Annotated in this window: 22 protein-coding genes; 11 read left to right on the plus strand and 11 right to left on the minus strand. The window is 72.9% G+C overall.

What is annotated here, in order from left to right:
- Positions 1-13 precede the first annotated feature (13 nt).
- Complete coding sequence (locus DMA15_RS15950) at positions 14-388, minus strand: STAS domain-containing protein (RefSeq protein WP_125513416.1); 375 nt, start codon at positions 386-388, stop codon at positions 14-16.
- A gap of 270 nt (positions 389-658) precedes the next feature.
- Here DMA15_RS15950 and DMA15_RS15955 point away from each other — a divergent pair, with 270 nt between their 5' ends.
- Positions 659-1,252, plus strand: coding sequence for a sigma-70 family RNA polymerase sigma factor (locus DMA15_RS15955; RefSeq protein WP_125513417.1), 594 nt, complete (start codon positions 659-661; stop codon positions 1,250-1,252).
- Positions 1,249-2,619 carry a zf-HC2 domain-containing protein gene (locus tag DMA15_RS15960; protein WP_125513418.1) on the plus strand — a complete coding sequence of 457 codons (1,371 nt, stop codon included), beginning with the start codon at positions 1,249-1,251 and terminating at the stop codon, positions 2,617-2,619. Before DMA15_RS15955 ends, DMA15_RS15960 begins: the two co-directional genes overlap by 4 nt.
- Positions 2,620-2,650: 31 nt before the next feature.
- Here the strand turns inward: DMA15_RS15960 and purU are convergent, their stop codons facing one another.
- Positions 2,651-3,532 (minus strand): formyltetrahydrofolate deformylase, encoded by an 882-nt coding sequence (gene purU, locus DMA15_RS15965; protein ID WP_125513419.1) that lies wholly within the window; start codon positions 3,530-3,532, stop codon positions 2,651-2,653.
- Positions 3,533-3,586: 54 nt separating this feature from the next.
- Positions 3,587-4,087, minus strand: a complete 501-nt coding sequence (locus tag DMA15_RS15970; RefSeq protein WP_125513420.1) for a hypothetical protein — start codon at positions 4,085-4,087, stop codon at positions 3,587-3,589.
- Positions 4,088-4,205: 118 nt separating this feature from the next.
- Here DMA15_RS15970 and DMA15_RS15975 point away from each other — a divergent pair, with 118 nt between their 5' ends.
- Positions 4,206-5,480, plus strand: a complete 1,275-nt coding sequence (locus DMA15_RS15975) for an ABC transporter substrate-binding protein (protein ID WP_125513421.1) — start codon at positions 4,206-4,208, stop codon at positions 5,478-5,480.
- A 34-nt stretch (positions 5,481-5,514) separates the two neighbouring features.
- Here the strand turns inward: DMA15_RS15975 and DMA15_RS15980 are convergent, their stop codons facing one another.
- Both DMA15_RS15980 and DMA15_RS15985 read right to left on the minus strand, forming a co-directional pair.
- Positions 5,515-7,209, minus strand: a complete 1,695-nt coding sequence (locus tag DMA15_RS15980; RefSeq protein ID WP_125513422.1) for a hypothetical protein — start codon at positions 7,207-7,209, stop codon at positions 5,515-5,517.
- Positions 7,210-7,358: 149 nt separating this feature from the next.
- Positions 7,359-8,747, minus strand: a complete 1,389-nt coding sequence (locus DMA15_RS15985) for a transcriptional regulator (protein ID WP_125513423.1) — start codon at positions 8,745-8,747, stop codon at positions 7,359-7,361.
- Positions 8,748-9,085: 338 nt separating this feature from the next.
- Between DMA15_RS15985 and DMA15_RS15990 the strand changes: the two genes are divergently transcribed.
- The 5 genes from DMA15_RS15990 (at position 9,086) to DMA15_RS16010 (ending at position 14,764) form a co-directional block, all read left to right on the plus strand.
- Positions 9,086-9,745 carry a bifunctional DNA primase/polymerase gene (locus tag DMA15_RS15990; protein ID WP_125513424.1) on the plus strand — a complete coding sequence of 220 codons (660 nt, stop codon included), beginning with the start codon at positions 9,086-9,088 and terminating at the stop codon, positions 9,743-9,745.
- Between the two features lie 100 nt (positions 9,746-9,845).
- On the plus strand, positions 9,846-10,643 hold the full coding sequence (locus tag DMA15_RS15995; RefSeq protein WP_164551767.1) for an ABC transporter ATP-binding protein: 798 nt from the start codon (positions 9,846-9,848) through the stop codon (positions 10,641-10,643).
- Positions 10,640-12,244 (plus strand): transporter, encoded by a 1,605-nt coding sequence (locus DMA15_RS16000; protein WP_125513426.1) that lies wholly within the window; start codon positions 10,640-10,642, stop codon positions 12,242-12,244. Before DMA15_RS15995 ends, DMA15_RS16000 begins: the two co-directional genes overlap by 4 nt.
- Positions 12,245-12,362: 118 nt before the next feature.
- Positions 12,363-12,935 (plus strand): dihydrofolate reductase family protein, encoded by a 573-nt coding sequence (locus DMA15_RS16005; RefSeq protein ID WP_125513427.1) that lies wholly within the window; start codon positions 12,363-12,365, stop codon positions 12,933-12,935.
- A gap of 446 nt (positions 12,936-13,381) precedes the next feature.
- Positions 13,382-14,764 (plus strand): PAS domain-containing protein, encoded by a 1,383-nt coding sequence (locus DMA15_RS16010; protein ID WP_125513428.1) that lies wholly within the window; start codon positions 13,382-13,384, stop codon positions 14,762-14,764.
- 29 nt (positions 14,765-14,793) lie between these two features.
- Here the strand turns inward: DMA15_RS16010 and DMA15_RS16015 are convergent, their stop codons facing one another.
- Entirely contained in the window at positions 14,794-15,558 is a 765-nt protein-coding gene (locus DMA15_RS16015; RefSeq protein ID WP_125513429.1) for an SIS domain-containing protein, read from the minus strand.
- Between the two features lie 150 nt (positions 15,559-15,708).
- Here DMA15_RS16015 and DMA15_RS16020 point away from each other — a divergent pair, with 150 nt between their 5' ends.
- Both DMA15_RS16020 and DMA15_RS16025 read left to right on the plus strand, forming a co-directional pair.
- Positions 15,709-16,401, plus strand: coding sequence for a metal-dependent transcriptional regulator (locus DMA15_RS16020; protein WP_125513430.1), 693 nt, complete (start codon positions 15,709-15,711; stop codon positions 16,399-16,401).
- 506 nt (positions 16,402-16,907) lie between these two features.
- A complete protein-coding gene (locus DMA15_RS16025; RefSeq protein WP_125513431.1) occupies positions 16,908-17,771 on the plus strand; it encodes an alpha/beta hydrolase in 864 nt (287 codons plus the stop codon).
- A gap of 79 nt (positions 17,772-17,850) precedes the next feature.
- On the opposite strand, the gene pdxH is transcribed toward DMA15_RS16025, so the two are convergent.
- Positions 17,851-18,537, minus strand: coding sequence for a pyridoxamine 5'-phosphate oxidase (gene pdxH / locus DMA15_RS16030; RefSeq protein WP_125513432.1), 687 nt, complete (start codon positions 18,535-18,537; stop codon positions 17,851-17,853).
- A 349-nt stretch (positions 18,538-18,886) separates the two neighbouring features.
- On the opposite strand from pdxH, the gene DMA15_RS16035 reads away from it, so the two are divergent.
- Positions 18,887-19,987 carry a citrate synthase 2 gene (locus DMA15_RS16035; RefSeq protein ID WP_125513433.1) on the plus strand — a complete coding sequence of 367 codons (1,101 nt, stop codon included), beginning with the start codon at positions 18,887-18,889 and terminating at the stop codon, positions 19,985-19,987.
- A gap of 47 nt (positions 19,988-20,034) precedes the next feature.
- On the opposite strand, the gene DMA15_RS16040 is transcribed toward DMA15_RS16035, so the two are convergent.
- The 4 genes from DMA15_RS16040 to DMA15_RS16055 are packed head-to-tail and all read right to left on the minus strand — an operon-like array spanning position 20,035 to position 24,532.
- Positions 20,035-20,679 (minus strand): TetR/AcrR family transcriptional regulator, encoded by a 645-nt coding sequence (locus DMA15_RS16040; RefSeq protein ID WP_125513434.1) that lies wholly within the window; start codon positions 20,677-20,679, stop codon positions 20,035-20,037.
- A complete protein-coding gene (locus DMA15_RS16045; RefSeq protein WP_125513436.1) occupies positions 20,667-21,401 on the minus strand; it encodes an enoyl-CoA hydratase family protein in 735 nt (244 codons plus the stop codon). Before DMA15_RS16045 ends, DMA15_RS16040 begins: the two co-directional genes overlap by 13 nt.
- A gap of 12 nt (positions 21,402-21,413) precedes the next feature.
- Positions 21,414-22,625 carry an acyl-CoA dehydrogenase family protein gene (locus DMA15_RS16050; protein WP_125513438.1) on the minus strand — a complete coding sequence of 404 codons (1,212 nt, stop codon included), beginning with the start codon at positions 22,623-22,625 and terminating at the stop codon, positions 21,414-21,416.
- Positions 22,622-24,532 (minus strand): biotin carboxylase N-terminal domain-containing protein, encoded by a 1,911-nt coding sequence (locus DMA15_RS16055; RefSeq protein ID WP_125513440.1) that lies wholly within the window; start codon positions 24,530-24,532, stop codon positions 22,622-22,624. Before DMA15_RS16055 ends, DMA15_RS16050 begins: the two co-directional genes overlap by 4 nt.
- Between the last annotated feature and the right edge of the window lie 7 nt (positions 24,533-24,539).

The raw sequence follows: 24,539 nt of genomic DNA on the forward strand, positions 1-24,539 counted from the left end.
GCGGGGAGCCCGCCTAGGCGGAGAGCGGGGTGGCCTCCTCGTCGAGGGCCGCCAGGACGTCCGGGTAGACCTCGAAGAGCCTGCGTACGCCGAGGGCGGCGAGGACGCGGTTGACGTGCGAGCCGTCGACGGCGCCCTGCGCGGGCAGGATCAGCCGCAGCCGGCCCTGGCAGGAGCGGATCAGACGGCGGGTGGCGATCAGCACGCCGACACCGCTGGAATCGCAGAACAGCACGTCGGAGAGGTCGAGGACGACGCTGCGGCGGCCGTCCGCCACCGCGTCGTGCACACGCTGGCGCAGCACGGGCGAGGTGAGCAGGTCCATCTCGCCCGACACGCGCAGCACGGCCCAGCCGGCCTCCTCGCCCACCGCCACCTTGAGCGTCACGCGCCACGCCTCTCGCTCGCCATGCCGTCCCGCCGCCCGGAGTGATCCGGAAGCGGTCCCTACGCTTCGTTCTGCTGCGGCTGCCCCAACCGCCCTCCCATGAAACACCAGGACGTCACCGTCAATATCATCCGGTGTCCGGGCGGGCTCGCGCTTTGGCATAAACAAGGGTGCGCTGTCAGTGCCGCCGACTACATTCGAGGGGGAGTCGGAAACAGGAAGTACCGTCGAAGGACAGGGCAGGACAGGGCAAGCGCACGAGGGGGCCGCATGCCGAAGGACGCGCCGCGGCGCTGGGACCGCCGGATGCAGCAGCGGCTGGCGCACGGCGAGGCCGCCGCGCTGGGCGAGTTGTACGACCGCTTCGCCTCGCTCGTGCACAGCCTCGCCCACCGCGTCCTCGGGGACGAGTGCGGCGCCGACCGCATCACCCGCGAGGTCTTCGCCCACGTCTGGGAGAACCCCGACGCGTACGACCCGCGGCAGGGCCCCCTGCGCTCCTGGATCGCCACGCTCACCCACCAGCGGGCCGTCCGCAGGCTCCGCCAGACCGAGTCGGCCGCCCTGGCGCTCAGCGGCGAGGGCAGCACGGAGGAGCTGGAGCGCAAGGTCCGCCGCGCCTCGGCCGCCGCCCGCGCCGACTACATCGTCACGGCCATGCCCACCCCACTGCGCGCCGCGCTCGAACTGGCGTACTTCCAGCGGCGCGACTACCGCCAGACGGCGGCCGACCTCGGCGTCACCGAGGACGAGGACCGGCGCAGGCTCCGCCTCGGCCTCCAGCTCCTGTCGACCGCCAACGACACCGCGGACCCCTCCGCGAGCCCGGCCACCGGCCCGCCCGGACACGGGACGGCGCTGTGAACGGCTCCGACCGCCCCGAGCCGATCGAAGAGCCCGACGGCCCCGGCCCCGGCTCGGACCCCGGCCCCGCAGCCGCATCCGAATCCGCCGAGCGGCGGCCCGCCGCGCCGCGCATACCGCTGCCGCGCTCCTCCATAGAGGACACCGGCCACCCCGTCCCCGACCCACCCCCGGAAGCGATCATCTGGGAGGCGCCGCCGCCCGAGCCGCTCGTCCTCGAGCACCGCGTCCTGAAGTCCCTGCTCGGTGCCTGGGCGCTCGCCGCGTGCTCCGCGGCCGAGGCCACCGCCGTCGAGGAGCACCTGGGCGGCTGCGGGCCCTGCGCGGAGGAGGCGCTGCGGCTGCGGGACGCCGTCGGTCTGCTGCACCCCGAGGAGAGCCTCGATCTCGACCCCGGCCTTCGCACCCGCGTGCTCCAGAGCTGCCTCGGCCGCCGCCCGCCGCGCATCCCGGTGCCCGAGTGGGCCGTGCCCTACGACGCGGAGAGCGCCCGCCTCGACGCCCTGCTGCGGGACATCGGCGACTCGGAGTGGCACGCTCCGGTGCGGCTGCGCTGGTTCGAGCAGGACGGCCAGGTGAGCAGGAAGACGACGGTGGCCGGGATCATCGCGCATCTCCTCGCCGTCGACGGTCTGGTCGGCCTCGCCCTCGGCCTCGAGGACCCGCTCGGCCCCGATACCCCGGGCCCGCAGCACCCCGCCCACCGCACCGAGGCGTACTGGCACGCCTCGCACTTCCCGCCCACGCGCGCGGTGCGGGGCCCCTGGCGGGAGCAGGCGCACGAGATCGTCCGCACGGTCTCCTTCGCGGGCGACGGCTCGGGCCGGCTCCCCGTGCCGTACGGGACCGCGCCACCGTCCGGGCACGGCGACGACGACACCGCCGCCCCGGGACAGAAGATCGAGCTGCCGCTGCGGGACGCGATGGTGGACCGCGCCTTCGAGTGCTGGATCCACGCGGGCGACATCGCCGAGGCGGTCCACTACCCCTACGAGCCGCCCGCGCCCCGGCACCTCCACCACATGATCGACCTCGCCGTCCGGATGCTCCCGGGCACGCTGGCCGACCGCCGCCGCTCCGGGCTCGCCACGCCGTCGCGCGGCCTGGTCGCGGCGGGCGCGCCGGGCCGCAGCCTGCGTCTGGAGATCGAGGGCCTGGGCGGCGGCGAGTGGTTCATCCCGCTCGACTCACCGGCGGCGGTCGGCTCGGCCGAGCGGGAGGTGGCGCATGTGGCCCTGGACGGCGTCGAGTTCTGCCGGCTGGCCGCGGGCCACGTCTCGCCGGTGGAAGCGGCCGCGGGCCAAGACGGCGACCGGGAGGCGATCAGAGACGTCCTGTTCGCCGCCGCCTCGCTGAGCCGGATGTGACTCCGGCCCCCTGCCCGGGCCCCCGCACACGTCAGGCGAAGACGACCGTCCGCCGTCCGTTCAGCAGAATCCTGCGCTCCGCGTGCCACTTCACGGCCCGCGCCAGCGCCTGGCACTCCACGTCACGGCCGATCGCCACCAGCTGGTCGGGGGTCACGTCGTGGCCGACCCGCTCGACCTCCTGCTCGATGATCGGCCCCTCGTCGAGGTCGGCCGTCACGTAGTGCGCGGTGGCACCGATCAGCTTCACACCGCGCGCATGCGCCTGGTGGTACGGCTTCGCGCCCTTGAAGCTCGGCAGGAACGAGTGGTGGATGTTGATGATCTGCCCGCTCAGCGCCTTGCACAGATCGTCCGAGAGCACCTGCATGTAGCGGGCGAGTACGACCAGCTCCACCTCTTCGGAGCGCACGATCTCCAGCAGCTGCGCCTCGGCCTGCGGCTTGTTCTCCCGCGTCACCGGGATGTGATGGAAGGGGATGTCGTACGAGGCGACCAGCTCGGCGAAGTCCGTGTGGTTGGAGACGACGGCGGCGATCTCCACCGGCAGCGCGCCGATCCGCGAGCGGAACAGCAGGTCGTTCAGGCAGTGCCCGAACTTTGACACCAGCAGGACGACCCGCATCCGGTCCGCGACGCGGTGGATCTGCCACTCCATGTGGAAGGAGTCGCCGATCGCGGCGAAGCTGGCGCGCAGCTTCTCGACGGTGACCGGGGCCTCGGCGGAGAAGTGGACGCGCATGAAGAACAGCCCGGTGTCGTGGTCACCGAACTGCTGGCTGTCCTCGATGTTGCATCCGGTCATGAAGAGGTAGCTCGACACGGCGTGCACGATGCCCTGCTTGTCGGGGCAGGAGAGGGTGAGGACGTACTGCTCAGCGGGGGCGGCGGGGGCGGCGGACTGCTCATTCATGCGGCCAAGGTTCCCATACACGCCGGGCGCCGTGGGCGGGCGTCCCACCCCGGCTCAGCCGGACCGGGTCAGGATCCGCAGCACCTCGAGCGTCTTCGGCGGCTCGTCCGGGTCCTCCCCGTCGCCCGCCGCCAGGCGTACGTGCGCGTCCCGCGCCGCCCGCACGGCGTCCGGCCAGCCCGGGTGCTCCAGATAGACCGAGACCAGCGCGTCGGGCCCGACCTCGTGCATGATCCGCAGCACCCTCAGCACGGCCGTGTCGACGAGCGCCGCCTCCTGCGGGTCCCGGAAGATCGTCCCTACGTACTTCTCCGCGGACCAGTTGTCCAGCCAGGTGTCCTCGACGAGCCGGTACACGGCGTCGGTCACGTCCCCGTACTCCTCGCGCCCCGCGAGCCAGCACTCCCGCTGGAAGCCGGGGTCGGAGAGCATGTGCAGCGCCGAGCGCACATTGCTGCGCCAGCGCCACCACGGCATGTCATTGGTCGGCATGCCGCCCATGGTGCTGGAGCGACGGCCGCGACGGGAAGAGTTCTCCGAACCTTGCACGGTCATCGATCGTACGTTCCCACACCGTGCACTCGAATCGGCCCCCGCCCGTTCACCTTCATGTCACGGTCCGTTGAGAACGCGTCACTCCACGGTTGGCCCTCCCACGGAATCGTGCGGGGACATGACCGGCAGGCGACGCACCTTCTTCCCCCGCCCCTCCAAGGCCGCGGCGCTCGCCGCGGCCGCGGCGACGGCGTGTACGTCCCTGATAGCCGGTTGCGGGGTCATCCCTGGCGCCACGGGGGGTTCCAGGGACGACCCCATCACCGTCATGACCTGGGCCCCCGAGAAGACCAAGGCCACCAACAAGCCCGGCGTCCCCGCCATGGCGCAGGCCTACGCCCGCTGGGTCAACGCGCACGGCGGCATCGACGGCCGCGAGCTGAAGGTCCTCACCTGCAACGACCACAACGACGCGGTCGGCGCCGCCGACTGCGCGCGCGAGGCGGTCGACCAGGACGTGGCGGCCGTCGTCGGCGCGTACAGCCAGCACGGCCGCTCCTTCCTCGCCCCGCTGGAAGTCGCCGGCATCCCCTACATCGGCGGCTACGGCATCACCGACGACGAGTTCAGCAGCCCCCTGTCCTACCCCGTCAACGGCGGCGAACCGGCGCTCCTCGCGGGCAACGGCCGCCAGCTCGCCGCCCGCTGCGACCGCGTCGCCCTCGTACGCCCCGACACCCTCGCCGGTGACGAGCTGCCCAAGCTGCTCAACTCCGGGCTCCGCGACGGCCACCACAAGCCCGTCGCCGACATCCGCGCCCCCGAGGACGGCACCGACCTCACCCCGCAGGCCGAGCAGGCCCTCAAGCACGCGGGCGCCAAGGACGGCTGTGTGACGGCGGCGCTCGGGGCGCGCACCGACACCTTCTACGACTCGTTCCGGCGCACCAAGGACGACTATCCGCCGGTGCGGATCTCCTCCGTGCTCGGCAGCGTCGACCAGTCGCTCGTCGACCGCACCGGCGGGGCGAGCGGCCCCTACGAAGGCGCGTACGTCACCGGCTGGTACCCCGCGGCGGGCGACACCCGGTGGGCGCAGATGCGGAAGGTCATCCGCGAGCAGGCGTTCGGCGACAACCGCGTCGACCCCGCCGACGCGGGCGTCCAGACGACGTGGATCGCGTACACCGTCCTGAAGCAGGCCGTCGAGTCGCTGAACGGCGGCGAGGTCTCCGCCCACACGCTGCGGCGCGCCCTCGACGGCGGTCTGCGCGTCGAGACGGGCGGCCTCACGCCCCCGCTGAGCTGGCGCTTCGAGGACCTGATCGCGGCCAGCGAGTTCCCGCGCCTGATCAACTCCGGCGTCACGTTCCAGGTCGTGCGCGACGGGAAGTTCGTCCCGGCGCGCAAGGGCTTCGTGAACGTGGAGGAGACGCTGGAGCAGTCGGCGTAAGCCGGGGCGCCGCGCGGCACGCCCCGGCCGGGGCCTACAGCTGGGACTTCTCGCGCGTGGTCAGCCCGTACTTGCGGGCGATCGCGTTCCAGTGGTTGGCCGCCTGCTCCTTGGCGGTGGTCGCCTCACCGCTCGCGCGGTTGCCCGCGCCCTGCTGCGGGGTGCTGCGGGCGTGGCCCTTCTTGCACCCCTTCTTGCCGGCCATCTGGTCCGCCCACGCGGCGTAGTGGCTGTCGGCGGACGCGGACGCCTTCCAGGCCCTGTTGAGGGAGGACGTCAGCTGGTCGTTGGCCGGGAGCTTGTCGACCTTCAGCCCGGCGAGCCGCGTGACCAGGCCGTTGCGCTGCTTGGCGGCGGCGCGCAGGTCGGTCGCCGACTGGCTGAGGTTGCGGCACTTGCCGACGTTGCGTACGGCGGCGATGACCATGTCACGGCTGTCGTTGCTGTCGGCGAGGAGCTTGTCCAGGGCGACCGCCTGCTTCCTGGCGGGGTCGGCGGCGGGCGAGGGCCGCTCGTCGGCCGGGGCGGACGCGGAGACGGGCTTGCCGTCGTCCGCCTTGTCGTCACCGCCGCCGCCGGAGCTGAGGAGCGCGCCCGCGCCGACGCCGAGCACGGCGATGCCGACGCCGACCGCGGCGATGAGCGGCACCTTCGATCCGGAGCGGCTGCGGCGTCCGCCGCCGTGGCCGTTCCCCGCGGGGGCCGGCGCGGGCGCCGGCGCCGGGGCCGGGGTGCCCGGGGCCTCGAAGCGGGGCATCTGCTGGGTGGACGCGGGCCCCTCGGCCTCCGGCTCGGTGCGGAAGAGGCTGTCGAACTCGGCGGGCGGCTGCCGGTCGCCGGGGGCGCCGGGGCGGATGCCGTAGGGCGCGGCGGCGGGCTCGGGCGGCGCGCCCTGGCCCGCGGGGCCGCTGTCGCCGGGGACGGGCGCGAGGAACTGGGTGGGTTCGCTGTCGGACGCGGGGCCCGGCGCGGGGGCCTGGGCGCGGCCGAGGAACCGCGTGGCTTCGGCGGCGGGAGCCTCGGGCGGCAGTGCGCCGGGTCCCACCGGGGGTATGTACTGCGTGGCCCCTTCGTCGGCACCGGCGCCGGGGACGGGCGGGAGGTACTGCGTGGCCCCCTCGTCGGCGCCGCCGCCGGGGACGGGCGCGAGGTACTGGGTGGCTTCGGCGTCGGACCCGTGGCCCGGCGCGTCGACGGGAGGCAGCGGGGCGCCGCCCTGCCCGAGCGGCGGCAGAGGCATCCGCTGCCCGCCGTAGGAGGCGTCGCCCTGGGCGGGCTGCTCGGACGGCTGAGGGGCATACCCCTGCTGGGCCTGCTGAGGGGCGTACCCCTGCTGACCGCCGTACTCCTGGCCGCCGTACCCCTGACCCTCGTACGCGCCGTACGAGGCGTCTGTGCCGTACGAGGCATGCGCGCCGTACGAGGCGTCCTGGCCGTACGCGGCGCCCGAGCCGTACGAGGCGCCCGCGTCCTCGGGAGGCAGCGGCATCGCCTGGGGCGTCGAGGTCTCCCAAGTCTGGCCGGGGGCGCCCTGGGGCGGGCCCGCCGTCTCGGGTCCCCAGGGCTGGCCCCAGGGGCTGCCGCCCGCCGGGGTGGTCTGCCGCCCCGCGGTGCCGGGAAGCAGCGGCTCGCTGCCGTCCGCGGGCAGCACGACGCCCTCGTGGGCTGGCCGGGCCGCGGGCTGCCGCGGATCGGAGGAAGCAGCGCCCTGACCGCTGTGCTGCGTCACCGGGACTCCTACATATGGGGGACCTACGGAACCGTCGGCTCACGCTACCGGGTCCCCGCAACCCTCTGCCACGCAGCTCAAAGTTACGACTCCTGCCCAGCGCCGGGAGTAACAAAACCTCCGGCCCGGACGCTGGTAGAAGCCGCGCCTCACGCCGCCTGGACGTCGAGCCGCGCGCCGAACTCCCGTACCACCGGCTCCTCCCGGAAGGGTTCGAGGCGCTGCTGGAAGTCCTCCAGGTACTCCGCGCCGCGGTTGGACCGCAGGGTGCCGAGGAGTTCCACGGCCCGCATGCCCGTGTGGCAGGCCTGTTCCACCTCGCGCCGCTGGACCTGGGCCGTGGCCAGCAGGACGAGGCCGATCGCGCGGCGCCTGGCCCGCGTCTCCGGGTGCCCGTCCAGGGACTCCTGGGCGCTGCGCGCCGCCGCGTCCGCCTGGCCCAAGTCCCGGTGACAATGCGCCATTTCATCGGCCAGATACGCGTGGTCGAAGTGCCGGATCCACACCGGGTCGTCGCCGGACTCACCCTCGCCCGCCGCCCGGTCCATCGCCTCGATCGCGCGGCCCGCCACCGCCTGCGTGGCCCGCGCGTCCCCGAGCAGCGCGTGCCCGCGCGCCTCGGCCGCGTAGAACATCGCCTCCGCGCGCGGCGTGACCCGCCCGCGGGTCCCCTCCTGCGCGGCCCGCGCCAACTGCGCGATCTCGCGCGGGTTCCCGAGCTGGGCGGCGAGGTGGCTCATCGAGGCCGCCAGCACATACCCGCCGTAACCCCGGTCACCGGCGGCCTGGGCGAGCCGCAGCGCCTGGATGTAGTACCGCTGGGCGAGGCCGGGCTGGCCCGTGTCCACGGCCATATAGCCCGCCAGCTCCGTCAACCGCGCGACCGCCGCGAACAGTTCGCGCCCGACCGCCTCCCGGTAGGAGCCCGCGAGCAGCCCGGAGACCACGGAGTTGAGGTAGTGCACGACGACGGGACGCACATGCCCGCTGCCGTACTGGTGGTCGAGGCGGGTCAGCGCCTCCGTCATCGCCTTGACCGCCGCCACGTCCGCCATCCCGACGCGCGGCCCGGCGGTCCTGCCGACCTGCGGGTCCGGCGAGGAGATCAGCCAGTCGCGGCTGGGCTCGACGAGCGCGGACGCGGCCACGGTCGAGCCGGACAGGAAGTCGCGGCGGCCCACGTCGCTGCGCCACAGCTCGCAGACCTGCTCGATGGCGCCGAGGACGGTCGGCGAGAACTGCAGCCCCACGCCGGAGGCGAGGTTCTTGCCGTTCGCCATGCCGATCTCGTCGATGGTGACGGTGCGGCCCAGCTTGCGGCCGAGCGCCTCCGCGATGATGCCGGGTGCCCGGCCGCGCGGCTGCTGCCCGCGCAGCCAGCGGGCCACCGACGTCTTGTCGTAGCGCAGATCGAGACCGTGCTCCGCGCCGCACATGTTGACCCGGCGGGCGAGACCGGCGTTGGAGCAGCCGGCTTCCTGGATGAGCGCTTGCAGCCGTTCGTTGGGCTGCCGAGCGACGAGTGGCCTGGCGGCCATGGCGTACCCCCTGAGTGCACCGTGGACCATCGAAAAAAACGGGACGGCCGCCGAGGCCGCCTCACGACGATCAATGCCCTTGGGGCAAGGGGAAGATGCGCCACGAAAGAGGCATAAGAAGCAATGAAGTACAACAAGTACGAAAATGTACGGAGTTCCCCAGAGGCTTCCTCCGAGGCGCCTTCTGATTGCCCTTGTGCTGGCTACCCGCACATGGATGCCATTTCCCCTGCGCGCCCCCGCCCGTGCACCCATGCGCCCCGCTCGCAGGATCGATGCTCCTCTCCCGCCCTCGCGTGCGCCCGTAACCCGCCGTGGTGGCGGGAGTTGAGAACTGCGTGGAAGAGACCATCGGAGTCACGTCAGCCGCGCAGATCCCGAAGCAGCGCGGAGAGGCCTTGCTGGACACGGCCGTGCGATACGCGGAGGAGCGTCACTGGGACATCTTCCCCGGCACCTGGCTGGAGTCGGCCGAGGGCGCCGAGCGGTGCTCGTGCGGCGACCCGGCGTGCGCCTCCCCCGGCGCACATCCGGCGCGCGAGGACTGGGCGACCCAGGCGACCGGCAGCGCGACCGTGGCCCGGCGGCTGTGGCAGAAGCAGCCCAAGGCGTCGATCCTGCTGCCCACGGGTCGTACGTTCGACGCGATCGACGTGCCCGAGACCGCGGGGTTCCTCGCGCTGGCCCGCATGGAGCGCATGGAGCTGACGCTCGGCCCGGTGACCTGCACGCCGGACCGGCGCATGCAGTTCTTCGTGCTTCCCGGTGCCGCGGCGAAGGTCCCCGACCTGGTGCGCAAGCTGGGCTGGGCCCCGGCCGGCATCGACCTGATCGCACTCGGCGAGGGCACCTACGTGGCCGCTCCGCCGACCCGCTTCGGCGCCTCGGGCGCGGTGCAGTGGGCGTGCCGTCCCACTGCCGCCAACCGCTGGCTGCCGGATGTGGAGGAGATCATCTCGCCCCTGGCGTATGCGTGTGGCCGGGAGGCCAGGCGCTGAGCGCCCCATAGGGGCGCGGGGAACTGCGCGACCAGCCACACCCGACCCGCAGGTCCCCGACAACGCGGAAGCCCCCGTATCGTGCGGGCACGGGCAGGCTGTGACGGAGGGCGGCGCGGTGACCGAGGTGGCTTCGGCGGTACGGGTTCAGGGGCTCTGGAAGCGGTTCGGCGGGCAGATCGCCGTCGCCGGGATCGATCTGACCCTGCCCGCGGGCAAGTTCATCGGCCTGGTCGGGCCGAACGGCGCGGGCAAGACCACCACCCTCTCCATGGTCACCGGTCTGCTCAGACCGGACCAGGGCACGGTCGAGGTCGTCGGCCACGACGTGTGGCGCGACCCCGTCGAGGTCAAGGCCCGCATCGGCGTGCTCCCCGAGGGACTGCGCCTCTTCGAACGGCTCTCGGGACGCGAACTGCTCGCGTACACCGGAAGGCTGCGCGGACTGCCCGGCTCGGAGGTCGACAAGCGCGCCACCCAACTGCTCGACGTGCTCGATCTCGCCGGCGCCCAGCACAAGCTCGTCGTCGACTACTCCACCGGCATGCGCAAGAAGATCGGGCTCGCCTCCGCGCTGCTGCACAACCCCGAAGTGCTCTTCCTCGACGAGCCCTTCGAAGGTGTCGACCCCGTCTCCGCCCAGACCATCCGCGGCGTCCTGGAGCGCTACACCGCCTCCGGCGCCACCGTCGTCTTCTCCTCCCACGTCATGGAGCTGGTCGAGTCGCTCTGCGACTGGGTCGCCGTCATGGCGGCGGGCCGCATCCGCGCCCAGGGCACCCTCGCCGAGGTCCGCGGCGACGCGCCCTCGCTCCAGCGGGCGTTCCTCGAACTCGTCGGCGCGCACGGCCGCGAAGCGGGCTCCGACCTCGACTGGCTGGGCGGCGGGGCCCGATGACGGCCGTACCGGGCGCGTCGGCGCTCACCCCCGTCCTCGTACGCCTGAAGCTGTCGCTGCTGCGCAACGGCCTGCGGCAGTCGGCCGGGCGGCGGGCCGCCTACATCGCGTCGGTCGGCTTCGCCCTCCTCTTCGCCGCCCTCCAGCTCCTCGGCCTGATCGCGCTGCGCGGCAACACGCACGCCGCCACCGTCTGCGTGCTCCTCGTCGGGCTCCTCGCGCTCGGCTGGGCGGTCATGCCGCTCTTCTTCCCCAGCGGCGACGAGACGCTGGACCCCACCCGCCTGGTGATGCTGCCGCTGCGGCCCCGGCCGCTGGTGCGGGCGCTGCTCGTGGCGTCGCTCGTCGGCATCGGCCCGCTCTTCACGCTCTGCCTGGCCGTCGGCGCGACGATCGCGCTCGCCCGGGGCGCCGCGGCCGCCGCCACCGGCGTACTCGCCACCGCCCTCACCCTCCTGATCTGCGTCGCCCTGGCCCGCGCGGTCGCCGCCGCCAACATCCGCCTGCTCACCAGCCGCAAGGGCCGCGACCTCGCCGTCCTGAGCGGCCTGGTCATCGCGGTCGGCGCGCAGGCCGTCAACTTCGGGGCGCAGAAGCTCGGTTCGTCCGGACTCGGCACGCTCGATCCGGCGGCGGCCCTCGTGCGCTGGATCCCCCCGGCCGCGGCGCTCGGCGCGGTGGACTCCGTGAGCGAGGGTGCGTACGCGAAAGCCGTCGCCCAACTCGCCCTCTGCGCGGCTGCCTTGGTGGCCCTGCTCGCTCTCTGGCAGCACAGCCTGACCCGGCTGATGACGACGCCGGACGGCTCGACCCTGGCGACGGCGGAACCGGAGAAAGGCACCTCGCGCGCCTCAGGGACCCTCGGCAGGCTGCTCCCCGCCGGGCGCACCGGCACCGTCATGGAGCGCAGCCTGCGGTACGTCTGGCGCGACCCGAAGACGAAGGCGGCCTGGGTGACCTCCCTCGCCATCGGCCTGATCGTGCCGGTCTTCAACGCCCTCCAGGGCACGGGCTCGGTGTACATCGCGTGCTTCGCGGCCGGAATGCTCGGGATCCTGATGTACAACCAGTTCGGCCAGGACACCTCGGCGTTCTGGATGGTGGCGATGACGATCTCCTCGACCCGCGACGCGTACGTGGAGCTACGGGGCCGCGCCCTGGCGCTGCTGCTGATCACCCTTCCGTACGCCACGCTGGTCACCACCCTCACCGCGGCGATGCTCGGTGACTGGCCCACCCTGCCGGAGGCCCTCGGGCTCTCCTTCGCGCTGCTCGGCGCGATGCTGGCGACCGGCTGCTGGTCCTCGACCCGCTTCCCGTACTCGATCCCGCAGGAGGGCTACAAGAACGTCGCCCCCGGCCAGGCGGGCCTCGCCTGGCTCTCCATCTTCGGCGGGATGGTCGCGGCGGCCCTGCTGTGCGCCCCGGTCCTCGCCCTCACGATCTGGCTGCACGCCTCGGACGCGGCCTCCTGGACCTGGCTCCTGCTCCCCCTGGGCGCCGCCTACGCCCTGGCGGTCGCCGAGGCGGGCCTGCGCCTGTCGGCGCCGCGCCTTGCCGGGCGCCTGCCGGAGATCCTGACGGCGGTCAGCAGGGGGTAGCGGAACCCGGATGGATCACTGGCCCGACGACCGATGACTTTTCAGCCGACGCACGGTCTGATGGTGGTCAGTTGATGAACGAGATCCCAGTGATCACCTCGATGCCAGGAGAACTCAGATGCGCACCTTGATCAGCACCGCCTTCGTCTCGCTCGACGGCGTCGTCGAGGCGCCCGGCGGCGAGCCGGGCTACCGCAACTCGGGGTGGACCTTCAAGGACATGGAGTTCCTCCCCGAGGCCTTCGAGATCAAGGGCCGGGAGCAGGAAGAGGCCACCGCGATACTGCTGGGCCGGGTCAGCTACGAGGCGTTCAGCCCCGTCTGGCCGGGCATGGAGGAGTTCGCCGCGTACAAGCCGATGCCCAAGTACGTCGTCTCCACCACGCTCGGCGAGGAGGCCCTGGTCCCCGGCTGGGGCGAGACGACGATCCTGCGCTCGCTGGACGAGGTGGCCGCGCTGAAGGAGACCGAGGGCGGCCCGATCATCATGCACGGCAGCGCCACCCTCAACCGCGCCCTGTCGGACGCCGGTCTCATCGACCGTTACCACCTGCTGGTCTTCCCGCTGCTGCTCGGCGCGGGCAAGCGGCTGTTCAGCGACGCGGACAAGGACACGCAGAAGCTGAGGCTCGTCGAGCACGAGGCGTACGCCAACGGCGTGCAGAAGAACGTCTTCGACGTCGTCCGCTGAGGCCGGGGCCCGGGGTCCCTGGGTCGCCTGCGCCCGGGACGCAGGCGACCCGCGAGCCGTGGTTCCTGCCGCGCCGGGCGGAGCCGGGCGGAGGAAGCCGGCCGGACGTACCGGCGGCTCGCGGGTCGGGTGACTGCTTGGATCTGGGCCGGCTGCACGCTGAGCTCGCGTGCCGGTCCGGCACCGCACTGGGTGTGGTGGCAGGCCGCTAGCCCGCAGCCACCTCTCGCGTCCGCAATGAAATCACTGCCGGATCACCTCCTTTCTTCGAGTGATGTACACCCTAGGAAGGGCCGCGGAGCCGCTCAACCGATTTTTCCGGGCGCCGGTGGCACGGGCGGCGGCACCACGATTTCCCTCCGAGTTCCGGGAATCCGCTGTGGGGTGCGTCACGTTCGAGTTGAATGATCCGAGGACATGGTCTGACGGTCGCAGGGGGGTTCGGGGTGAGTGCTTCGCGGCGGAGCGGGACTACTGACGAACTGGGCCCTGAAGAGCCCGAGCCCGGCGGGGCGGAACTGCTCGCGGCGTTGCTGGACGGGATGGACGCGGCGCTCTGCGCGTTCGACGCCGACGGCGTGGTGACGCACTGGAACCGCGAGGCGGAGCGGGTTCTCGGGTGGTCGGCGGCGGAGGCGGTGGGGCGGCGGGGCTTCTCCGGGTGGGCCGTGCGGCCCGCCGACGCCGGGGACGTCGAGGGGCGGCTGCTCTCCGCGATGGACGCGCCGGGGCGGCAGGTGCACGAGTTCGCGCTGGTCACCAAGGACGGCGGTCGGGTGCTCGTCCGGATGCAGTCCGCGGCCGTACGCGGCGGGGACGGCAAGCCCGCGGGGGTGTACTGCGCCTTCAGCGAGGTCCACGCGCAGATGGACCTGGAGCGGTCCATCGCCCTGAGCGAGGCGCTCTTCGAGAACGCCACCTGGGGTGTGGTGCTCGTCGACGCGGATCTGCGGCCCGCGGTGGTGAACGAACACGCGGCCCGCGCCCTCGGCGTGGGGCGTACGGCGGTACTTGGCCGGCCCCTCGCCGATCTGCTCGGGCAGGGCGTCGAGGAGCTGGAGAGCGCGCTGGCCCATGTGCTCGCCGAGGGGGCGCCGCCCGCCCCCGCCGAGCTGTGGGTGTCGGTGCGGGCCGGGGGCGGCGAGGAGGACGGCTTCGAGCGGCGCTGCTGGCGCAGCGGCTTCCTGCGGCTCGCCTCGCCGCTCGCGGAGGAGCCGGTGCCGCTGGGCGTCGGCTGGCTCTTCCAGGACGTGACGGAGGCGAAGCTGACGGAGCAGGAGGCCTCGCAGCTGCGCTTCCGCTCCCAGCAGCTGCACCGTGCGGCGCGGGCCGCCGCCGAGTGCGAGGACCCCATGGAGGCGGCCACCGTCCAGCTCGACTTCGCGCTCGCCGGGTTCGCCGACCACGCGCTGGTGGACCTGCTGGCGGGCGAGGAGCCGGTGCGGCTTGTCCGGATCGCGGCGACGCCCGCGGGGCCGCCGGGCCCGTGCCGTCCGGTGACCATGGCGGGCATCCCCGTGCGCTACCCCGAAGGGCATCCGGCACCGCAGTGCGTGGAGCGGACCGGATCGGTCCGCGCCAGCGCGGGGGCGGCCACGCCGGAGCGGACCCGCGAGTGGGCGCGCGCCCGGCAGTGGCCGGAGGACGCGGTGCACGCGTTGTGCGCGGTGCTGCGGAGCCGGGGCCGGACGTTGGGCGTCGTGACGTTTCTCCGGGGGGCGGGGCGGGGCCAGTTCGAGCGGGGGGACGCGGTGTACGCGGAGAGCGTCTCGGCGAGGGTCGCGGCCTCGCTTGACCTGGCCCAGGTGCGGGGCCTGGCGGGGGCCTAGCCTGCGGGACGCGTCCCGGAGGGGCGCGCTCAGTGCCGGTAGAAGATCCGGTCGCCGTACTCCTGGAAGACCCGCCCGTTCCAGTCGTGGCCCCCGTCCACGTTCCCGGAGCGGAGCAGCGGCGGCTGAACGCCCCGCGCGGCCAGCTCCTCCACGGCGGTGGCGACCATCGCCTGCATGAGCGCGTTGGTGACGACGCTGGACGCGGGCCCGAACGGCGCGTCGACCCCGTCGAGGGACAGCTCCGCGTCCCCCACCGCGATCTTGGAGTCGACCACGACATCGCAGTGGTCCTTCAGGAAGCTCCCGGAGACGTGCCGCGACCGCGTCTGCGTCGCATACGCCACGGAGGTCACGCCGATGACCTTCAGGCCCAGCGCGCGGGCGTTCATCGCCATCTCCACCGGCAGGGAGTTCCGCCCCGACAGCGAGATGATCACGAGTACGTCGCCGGGGCGGGCCGGCGAGGAGTCCAGGACGGCGCCCGCGAGGCCGTCCACGCGCTCCAGGGCGGAGCCGAGCGTCGCGGGCATCACGTCGACGCCGACCACGCCGGGCACCGCGAGGAGGTTCATCAGGGCGAGGCCGCCCGCGCGGTAGACGACGTCCTGCGCGGCGAGCGAGGAGTGCCCGGCGCCGAAGGCGAACAGGCGCCCGCCGGCCGCGACCGCGTCGGCGAGCAGGGTGCCCGCCGCCGCGATGTTCCCGGACTCCTCGTCGCGGACCCGCTGGAGCAGGTCGATGGCGGCATCGAAATACTGTCCGGCCAGCTTGCTCTCGCTCTTGGAGCTCATTCGCATCACGTTGAGGTCTGGACCAGCGCCCTGTCAACACGGTCTCCGGACGTCCCGGGGCGGGTTTTCCCACGGCGCGGCACGGTTGTCAGTGGTATGCGTCAGAATTGAGGGCAGGGCCAGCGCACGAGCGAATTCTGAGGGGCACCCATGTCGGGGCTGATTGACACCACTGAGATGTATTTGCGCACCATCCTCGAATTGGAGGAGGAAGGTGTGGTCCCCATGCGCGCCCGGATCGCCGAGCGGCTCGACCAGAGCGGACCGACGGTGAGCCAGACCGTGGCGCGCATGGAGCGCGACGGCCTGGTGGCGGTCGCCAGCGACCGCCACCTGGAGCTCACCGAGGAGGGCCGCCGTCTGGCCACCCGCGTGATGCGCAAGCACCGCCTGGCGGAGTGCCTGCTCGTCGACGTGATCGGGCTCGAGTGGGAGCAGGTGCACGCCGAGGCGTGCCGCTGGGAGCACGTGATGAGCGAGGCCGTGGAGCGCCGCGTCCTCGAGCTGCTCCGCCACCCCACCGAGTCTCCGTACGGCAACCCGATCCCGGGTCTGGAGGAGCTGGGCGAGAAGGACGGCGCGGACCCGTTCCTGGACGAGGGCATGGTCTCCCTGACCGAGCTGGACCCGGGCACCGAGGGCAAGACGGTCGTCGTGCGCCGCATCGGCGAGCCGATCCAGACGGACGCCCAGCTGATGTACACGCTGCGGCGGGCCGGTGTGCAGCCGGGCTCCGTGGTGAGCGTGACGGAGTCGGCGGGCGGCGTGCTCGTGGGCAGCAGCGGCGAGGCCGCCGAGCTGTCCTCGGAGATCGCCTCGCATGTCTTCGTCGCCAAGCGCTGACGTCAACTGCCGTTACTAGAGGGTTAGTTGACAACGCATCATGGTCTCCGGGAGATCTTGCGGAATCCAAGATTCAGTGTGCGGAATCGCAGCGCGCGAGCGTTTGGCATGCGAGGCTGTCGCGAGAGGCATATGACCTGAGGGCTCTTGACCGTGTCGGCACCAGGTCTGGCCGCACGGCCGGAGAGGGGGCGAGGATGTGCCCGTCTGGTGAGCTTGGACGTGAGGGTCCCGGCGCCCGAGGGCGCCGGGACCTGTCCTCCCCTGTGCTGACCCGGAGCCCCGAGCTCCCAGGGTCGTCCCCCACGGGCCGATGTCCCCGAGCGGCCCGCCTCCCGATGAAGATCTCCCCTCGGCCACGCCGGTCAATCCTTGAGCGTGGTCACCCGAACGAGGGGTGTTACCGGCAATCCGCTCGTTTTCGAAAGGGAGTTCGATAACGTGCGGGGGTGCGGGGCAGGACCAGGCGTGGATCCCGAGCGGAATCTAGGGGGGTGCCAGGAATCATGGTGCGGCGCATCGACGTGACGGGCACGGGTGGCGTACGCCTCGCCGCCTGGGAGTTCGCCGATCCTCCCAAGCTGAGGGAGGCCGAGGGGGCGCCCGGCGGCGTGCTCTTACTGCACGGCCTGATGGGCCGCGCCTCCCACTGGGCGGGCACCGCCCGCTGGCTCTCCGAGCGGCACCGCGCGGTCGCCCTCGACCAGCGCGGCCACGGGCAGAGCGAGAAGCGCCCGGAGGGGCCCTACACCCGTGAGGCCTACGTGGAGGACGCCGAGGCCGCCCTGGAGCAGCTGGGCCTCGCGCCCGCCGTCCTCATCGGGCACTCCATGGGCGCGCTCACCGCCTGGCAGCTGGCCGCGCGCCGCCCCGACCTCGTCCGGGGCCTGATCATCTGCGACATGCGGGCCTCCGCGCTCGGCGCGGCCTCGCAGCGCGAGTGGGAGCACTGGTTCAAGTCCTGGCCGGTGCCGTTCGCGACCCTCGCGGACGTGCGCAAGTGGTTCGGCGAGGACGATCCCTGGGTGGAGCGGCCCAATCCCGCGCGGGGCGAGTTCTTCGCCGAGGTGATGGCCGAGGGCCCGGACGGCTGGCGGCCGGTGTTCGACCGCGCCCAGATGCTCAAGTCCCGCGAGACGTGGGTGCACGACGCGCACTGGGAGGAGCTGATGCAGGTCCGCTGCCCCGCGCTCGTCGTGCGGGGCCTGGACGGGGAGCTGGGCCGCGCCGAGTCCCAGGAGATGGTCCGCGTGCTGCCCCGGGGGGAGTACGCGGAGGTGGCCGACGCGGGGCACCTTGTCCACTACGACCAGCCGAGTGCGTGGCGGGCGGCCGTCGAACCGTTTCTGGACAGGGTCCTCGCCGGGTAGGTCGGTGGGCCGGGGCTGTGCGCGGGGTCTGTCGTGGCCTTCGGCCTACTCGTCCTCAAACGCCGGACGGGCTATACCCTCACGGGCTCAGGCGTTCCACGTCCCAGCCCTTGCCGTCCGGTGTTCGGACGTACCGCAGGCGGTCGTGGAGGCGGTTTCTGCGGCCCTGCCAGAATTCCACCGCTTGGGGGGTCACGCGGAATCCGCCCCAGTTCGGGGGGACGGGGACCTGTTCGCCCTCGGGGTAGCGGGCCGCCAAGTCGGCGTACGCGCGGTCCAGTTCGTCCCGTGAGGTGAGCACGGAGGACTGCGCGCTGGCCCAGGCGCCGAGCTGGGAGCCGTGGGGGCGGGTGCGGAAGTAGGCGACCGTCTCCTCGCGCCCGACGCGCTCCGCCGTGCCGGAGACGATGACCTGGCGGGCCATGGCGTGCCAGGGGAAGAGCAGCGAGACGGCCGCGTTGCCCGCCAGCTCGCGCGCCTTGCGGGAGTCGTAGTTGGTGAAGAAGACGAAGCCCCGCTCGTCGAAGCCCTTCAGGAGCACCGTGCGGGCGCTGGGCCTGCCCTCTGCGTCGACGGTGGAGACGACCATGGCGTTCGGTTCGTGTACGGCGTCCCCGGCGCTCACCGCCTCCTTGAACCAGCGCGCGAACTGCTCCATGGGGCCGGCGGGCAGCTCCGCCTCGGCGAGCCCCTCGGTGACGTACTGCTCGCGCATGCCGGCCGGCTCGGGCAGCGGGTCGGGGAGTGGGGCACTGGAGTCGGTCACCCGATCATCTTGCCGTATACGTGGGGAGCGCGGTGGGTGCGTTCCGCCACGGAGAGGTGACGTGTGGCACTGAGTGCCGCATGCCATCGCCAAAGGTGGCACCAGGGGATATCGTCCTGCTGCCGAATCGGTTGGGTGACCACCAGCCTCACGGGGCATCACCGGGGTGACCGTTTCGGACCGCGAGTCGGCGAACGCGCCAGAGAATGGCGTAAACGACCGCGGAACCGGATCGTAGTCGCCCATTTTTGACGCATGGTCATGAGCCGGGGATGAGCCGGCCCATGAGCTGACCGCAACCCCCTTTCTCGAAAATCATCATGTCGAACCCATCACGAGGAGCCGCCTGATGTCCGACTTCGTACCCGGACTTGAAGGAGTCGTCGCGTTCGAGACGGAGATCGCCGAACCGGACAAGGAAGGCGGCGCGCTTCGCTACCGCGGCGTCGACATCGAGGACCTGGTCGGCCATGTCTCCTTCGGGAACGTCTGGGGCCTGCTCGTCGACGGCGCGTTCAACCCCGGTCTGCCGCCCGCCGAGCCCTTCCCGATCCCGGTGCACTCCGGGGACATCCGCGTCGACGTGCAGTCCGCGCTCGCGATGCTCGCCCCCGTGTGGGGCCTGCGTCCGCTCCTGGACATCAGCGAGGAGCGGGCCCGCGAGGACCTGGCCCGCGCCGCCGTCATGGCCCTGTCCTACGTCGCCCAGTCGGCGCGCGGCCAGGGCCTGCCGATGGTGCCGCAGCGGGAGATCGACAAGGCCGAGACGGTCGTCGAACGGTTCATGAAGCGCTGGCGCGGCGAGCCCGACCCCAAGCACGTCCAGGCCGTCGACGCGTACTGGACCTCGGCCGCCGAGCACGGCATGAACGCCTCCACGTTCACCGCCCGCGTCATCGCCTCCACCGGCGCGGACGTGGCGGCGGCGCTGAGCGGCGCGGTGGGCGCGATGTCCGGTCCGCTGCACGGCGGGGCGCCCTCCCGGGTCCTCGGCATGATCGAGGAGATCGAGCGGACCGGTGACGCGGTCGCCTACGTCAAGCAGGCCCTGGACAAGGGCGAGCGGCTGATGGGCTTCGGGCACCGCGTCTACCGCGCGGAGGACCCCCGGGCGCGGGTGCTGCGGCGCACCGCCCGCGAGCTGGGGGCGCCGCGCTTCGAGGTCGCCGAGGCGCTGGAGAAGGCGGCCCTGGACGAGCTGCACGCGCGCCGGCCCGACCGGGTGCTGGCCACGAACGTGGAGTTCTGGGCGGCGATCGTCCTCGACTTCGCCGAGGTGCCGGCGCACATGTTCACGTCCATGTTCACCTGTGCGAGGACCGCCGGGTGGTCGGCGCACATTCTTGAGCAGAAGCGGACGGGGCGGCTGGTCCGCCCCTCTGCCCGGTACGTGGGGCCCGGCTCCCGTAGCCCGCAGGAGATCGAGGGGTTCGGGGACATCTCGGGCTGACGCCCCTGGGGCTCACCGCCTCGGGGCTCCGCCCCGGACCCCGCTCCTCAAACGCCGGAGGGGCTGGATTTTCCCGAGCTGCCGGAGGGGCTGGATTTTCCCGATTTCAGCGCCCCCTCCACCAGCACCGTCCACTGCGCCACCACCCGCTCCCGGCGTGCTCCGTCGTCCGTGAGGAGGTTCGCGAGGCCGAGGCCCCGGGCCATGTCCAGCAGGCCCTGGATGGTCTCGCGGACGCCGGGGCGGGACTCGTCGGCGTCCAGGAGTTCCACGGCGATGCGGTGCGTCTCGCGGCCGACGCGGGCCTCCAGCTCCGTGACGCGCCCGCCGAGCTGCGGCTCGTTGGACGCGGCCACCCAGAGGTGGAGCGCCGCGCGGAAGAGCGGGCCCGTGTAGAGGTCGACGAGGGCCGCCACCACCGAGGCGCGGTCCTGCGCGGGCAGGGCGCGCAGGGCCGTGGAGCGCTGTTCGGCCACGTACTCGACGGCGGCCGTGAACAGGTCCTCCCGGGTCGGGAAGTGGTGCTGCGCCGCGCCCCGGGAGACGCCCGCCCGTTCGGCGACCACCGAGACCGTCGAGCCCGCCCAGCCGTGCTCGGCGAGGCAGGCGACGGCGGCCTCCAGGAGCCGCAGCCGTGTCGCGCGACTGCGGTCCTGCTTGGGCGCCCGGTCGGCGGTGGTCACAGCACCCATGGGGGCTCCCGTCCTTCGAGGAACGCCGCCGTCCCCTCCCGTGCCTCGGTGGAACCGAAGAGCCGCGCGGACAGGGCGGTACAGGCGTCCGAGTGGTCGTCGAATGCGTCGAGCACCCTAGCCGTGAGCAGCTTCTTCGTCTCGGCCAGGGCGCCCGGTGCCGCCCGCCGCAGCCCGTCGAGCATCGGTTCGAGGCCCGCGTCCACATCGGGCGCGTACGCCGTGACGAGGCCGATCCGCGCCGCCTCCGCCCCGTCGAAACGCTCGCCGGTGAGGCAGTAGCGGGCGGCCGCGCTCGGGTCGAGACGGGGCAGGAGCGGCAGGGAGATCACCGCGGGCGCGACCCCGATGCGTACCTCCGTCAGCGCGAAGGACGCGCCCGGCCCCGCCACCGCAAGGTCGCACACGCCGAGCAGCCCGAGGCCGCCCGCCCGCACATGGCCGTCCACCCGCGCCACCACCGGTTTCGGCAGCTCCACGATCTGCCGCAGCAGCCGTACGAAGTCCTGGGGGTCCGGCGGTTGGCGCAGGTCGGCACCGGCGCAGAACGTGGTCCCCGTGTGGGCGAGCACGACCGCCCGTACGTCGGGGTCGTCGCCGAGGTCGTGGAGCGCCTCGGCGAGGGCGCCCACCAGCTCCGCCGAGAGCGCGTTGCGGCGCTCGGGGAGGTCCAGGCGGACGGTGACGATCCCCCGCGCCGGGGAGGAGACGACGAGGCTCATGGCGGGGGCTCCTCAGTAGGACTTGGGCAGGCCGAGTGTCTGGTGGGAGACGTAGTTGAGGATCATCTCCCTGCTGACCGGGGCGATCCGCGCCACGCGGGAGGCGACGATGAGCGAGGCGAGGCCGAACTCCTTGGTCAGGCCGTTGCCGCCGAGGGTGTGCACCGCTTGGTCGACGGCCTTCACGCAGGCGTCGGCGGCGGCGAGCTTCGCCATGTTGGCGGCCTCGCCCGCGGCCGTGTCGTCGCCTTCGTCGTAGAGCCTGGCGGCCTTCTGCGTCATCAGGCGGGCCAGCTCGATCTCGATGTGGGACTGGGCGAGGGGGTGGGCGATGGCCTGGTGGGCGCCGATGGGCGTCTTCCAGACGGTGCGTTCTTTCGCGTACTCGGTGGCGCGGTCCAGGGCGTAGCGGGCCATGCCGAGCGCGAAGGCCGCCGTCATGATCCGCTCGGGGTTGAGTCCGGCGAAGAGCTGGAGGAGGCCCGCGTCCTCGTCGCCGACGAGCGCGTCGGCGGGCAGCCGTACATCGTCCAGGACCAGCTCGAACTGCTTCTCGGCCGCCTGGAGTTCCATGGCGATCTGCCGCCGTTCAAAGCCCGGGGTGTCGCGCGGGACGATGAACAGGCACGGCTTGAGGCTGCTGGTGCGGGCGTCCGACGTGCGGCCCACGATGAGGGTGGCGTCGGCGATGTCGACGCCGGAGATGAACACCTTGCGGCCGGTCAGGAGCCAGTCGCCGGAGTCGGGGTCGCGGCGGGCCGTGGTGGTGATGCGGTGGGAGTTGGAGCCCGCGTCGGGCTCGGTGATGCCGAAGGCCATGGTGCGGGAGCCGTCGGCGAGTCCGGGCAGCCAGGCCCGCTTCTGCTCCTCGGTGCCGAAGCGGGCGATGACGGTGCCGCAGATGGCGGGCGAGACGACCATCATGAGCAGCGGTGAGCCCGCCGCGCCCAACTCCTCCAGCACGATGGAGAGTTCCGAGATGCCACCGCCTCCTCCGCCGTACTCCTCGGGCAGGTTCACCCCGAGGTAGCCGAGCTTGGCGGCGTCCGCCCACAGCTCGTCGGGGTGGCCGCCGTCCGCGACGACGCGGGTCATGTAGGCGCGGCCGTACCGCTTGCCGAGGGCGGCGACAGCGGCGCGCAGGGCCTGGTGCTCCTCGGTTTCGAGGGCGGCGCCACGAGTGCTGCGTGCGGTACTGCCTGCGGTGCTGCGGGCGGTGCTCATGCGGACTCCTCCGGGACGGCGGCCTGTACGACGGCGAGCAGCGCGCCGACCTCGACCTGGCGGCCGGGCACGGCGTGCAGCGCGGTGAGCGTGCCGGAGGCGGGAGCGCAGACGCGGTGCTCCATCTTCATGGCCTCCAGCCAGACGAGGGGCTGCCCGCCCGTGACCTCCGCGCCCTCGGTGAGCCCTTCGGCGACGCGGACGACGGTGCCCGGCATCGGGGCGAGCAGCGAGCCGGGTGCGCGGCGGGCGTTGGGCTCGGGGAGGGCCGGCAGCGCGGTGAGGGCGGTGTCGCCGTGGGGCGTGGTGACGTGGACGCGCTCGCCGTACCGCGTGACGGTGAACTTCCTCCGTACGCCGTCGACTTCGAGTTCGACGCGCGTCGGCGTCACGGCGAGGACCCGCACTCCCTCGGCGGTGGGGCCGGTCCGGGTGTGGTCGTAGCGGACCTCGTGCTCGGTGCCGTCGGGTTCGGTGCGGTAGCGCTTGGTGTGGGGCTGGGAGCGGAGGTTGCGCCAGCCGCCGAAGCGGGAGCGGCCGTGCGCGTCGGCGAGGGCGGCGGCGAGCGGGGCGTGCGGGTCGGGCTCGGGGGCGGCCAGTTGTGCGGCGTACCGGTCGTAGAAGCCGGTGTCCATGCGGGCCTCCGCGAACTCCGGGTGCCGCAGTGAGCGTACGAGCAGGGCGCGGTTGGTGACCGGCCCGTGCACGACGGCCCGCTCCAGCGCGCCCGCCAGCTTCCGGATCGCCTGCGCGCGGGTCGGCGCGTACGCGATGACCTTGGCGAGCATCGGGTCGTAGTGGACGCCGATCGAGTCTCCGGCCGCGTAGCCCGTGTCGAGGCGGATGCCGTGTCCCGGGCCGGGGTGGACGCCGTGCCCCGCGCCCGGCACCTCCAAGCGATGCAGCCTGCCCGTCTGTGGGGCCCAGTCCGAGGCCGGGTCCTCCGCGTACAGGCGGGCCTCTACCGCGTGCCCGCGCGCGGGCGGGGGTTCCTGCTCCAGGGCGTGGCCCTCGGCCACCTGGATCTGGAGCGCCACCAGGTCCAGGCCGAACACCGCCTCGGTGACGGGGTGTTCGACCTGGAGGCGGGTGTTCATCTCCAGGAAGTGCGCCCGGCCGTCCGCGACCAGGAACTCGACCGTGCCCGCGCCCCGGTACTCGGTCACCCGCGCGGCCCGCACGGCCCGCGCGCGCAGCTCGGCGACCAGTTCCGGGGCGAGGCCCGGCGCCGGGGCCTCCTCGATGACCTTCTGGTGCCTGCGCTGGAGGGTGCAGTCGCGGGTGCCCAGCGTCCACACCGTTCCGTACGCGTCCGCCATGACCTGCACCTCGACGTGGCGCCCGCCTTCGATGAACGGCTCGACGAACACCTCACCGTCCCCGAACGCGCCCGCCGCCTCCGCGCGCGCCGCCGCCAACTCCCCCGGCAGCTCCGCCAGATCGCGTACGACACGCATGCCGCGCCCGCCGCCACCGGCCGCCGCCTTCACCAGGACCGGCAGGTCGGCCTCGGTGACCTCGGACAGCGGTGTGACCCCCATCAGCTCCTTGGAGCGCGTCTTGGACGCCATCGCCTCGATCGCCTCGGGCGGCGGGCCGATCCAGACCAGGCCCGCGTCCAGGACGGCCCGCGCGAAGTCCGCGTTCTCGGAGAGGAAGCCGTAGCCGGGGTGGATGGCGTCGGCGCGCGCGGCCTGCGCGGTCTTCACGACGAGGTCGCCGCGCAGATACGTCTCGGCGGGCGCCGCGCCCGGCAGCCGTACCGCCGTGTCGGCCTCACGGACGTGCAGGGCGTCCGCGTCGGCGTCGGAGTACACCGCGACCGTGGCGATGCCCAGCTCACGGCAGGTGCGGAAGACGCGGCAGGCGATCTCGCCCCGGTTGGCCACGAGTACTGACTTGATCATGGTCACT

This window comes from Streptomyces sp. WAC 01529, assembly GCF_003945545.1.
Lineage (GTDB): Bacteria > Actinomycetota > Actinomycetes > Streptomycetales > Streptomycetaceae > Streptomyces > Streptomyces anatolicus.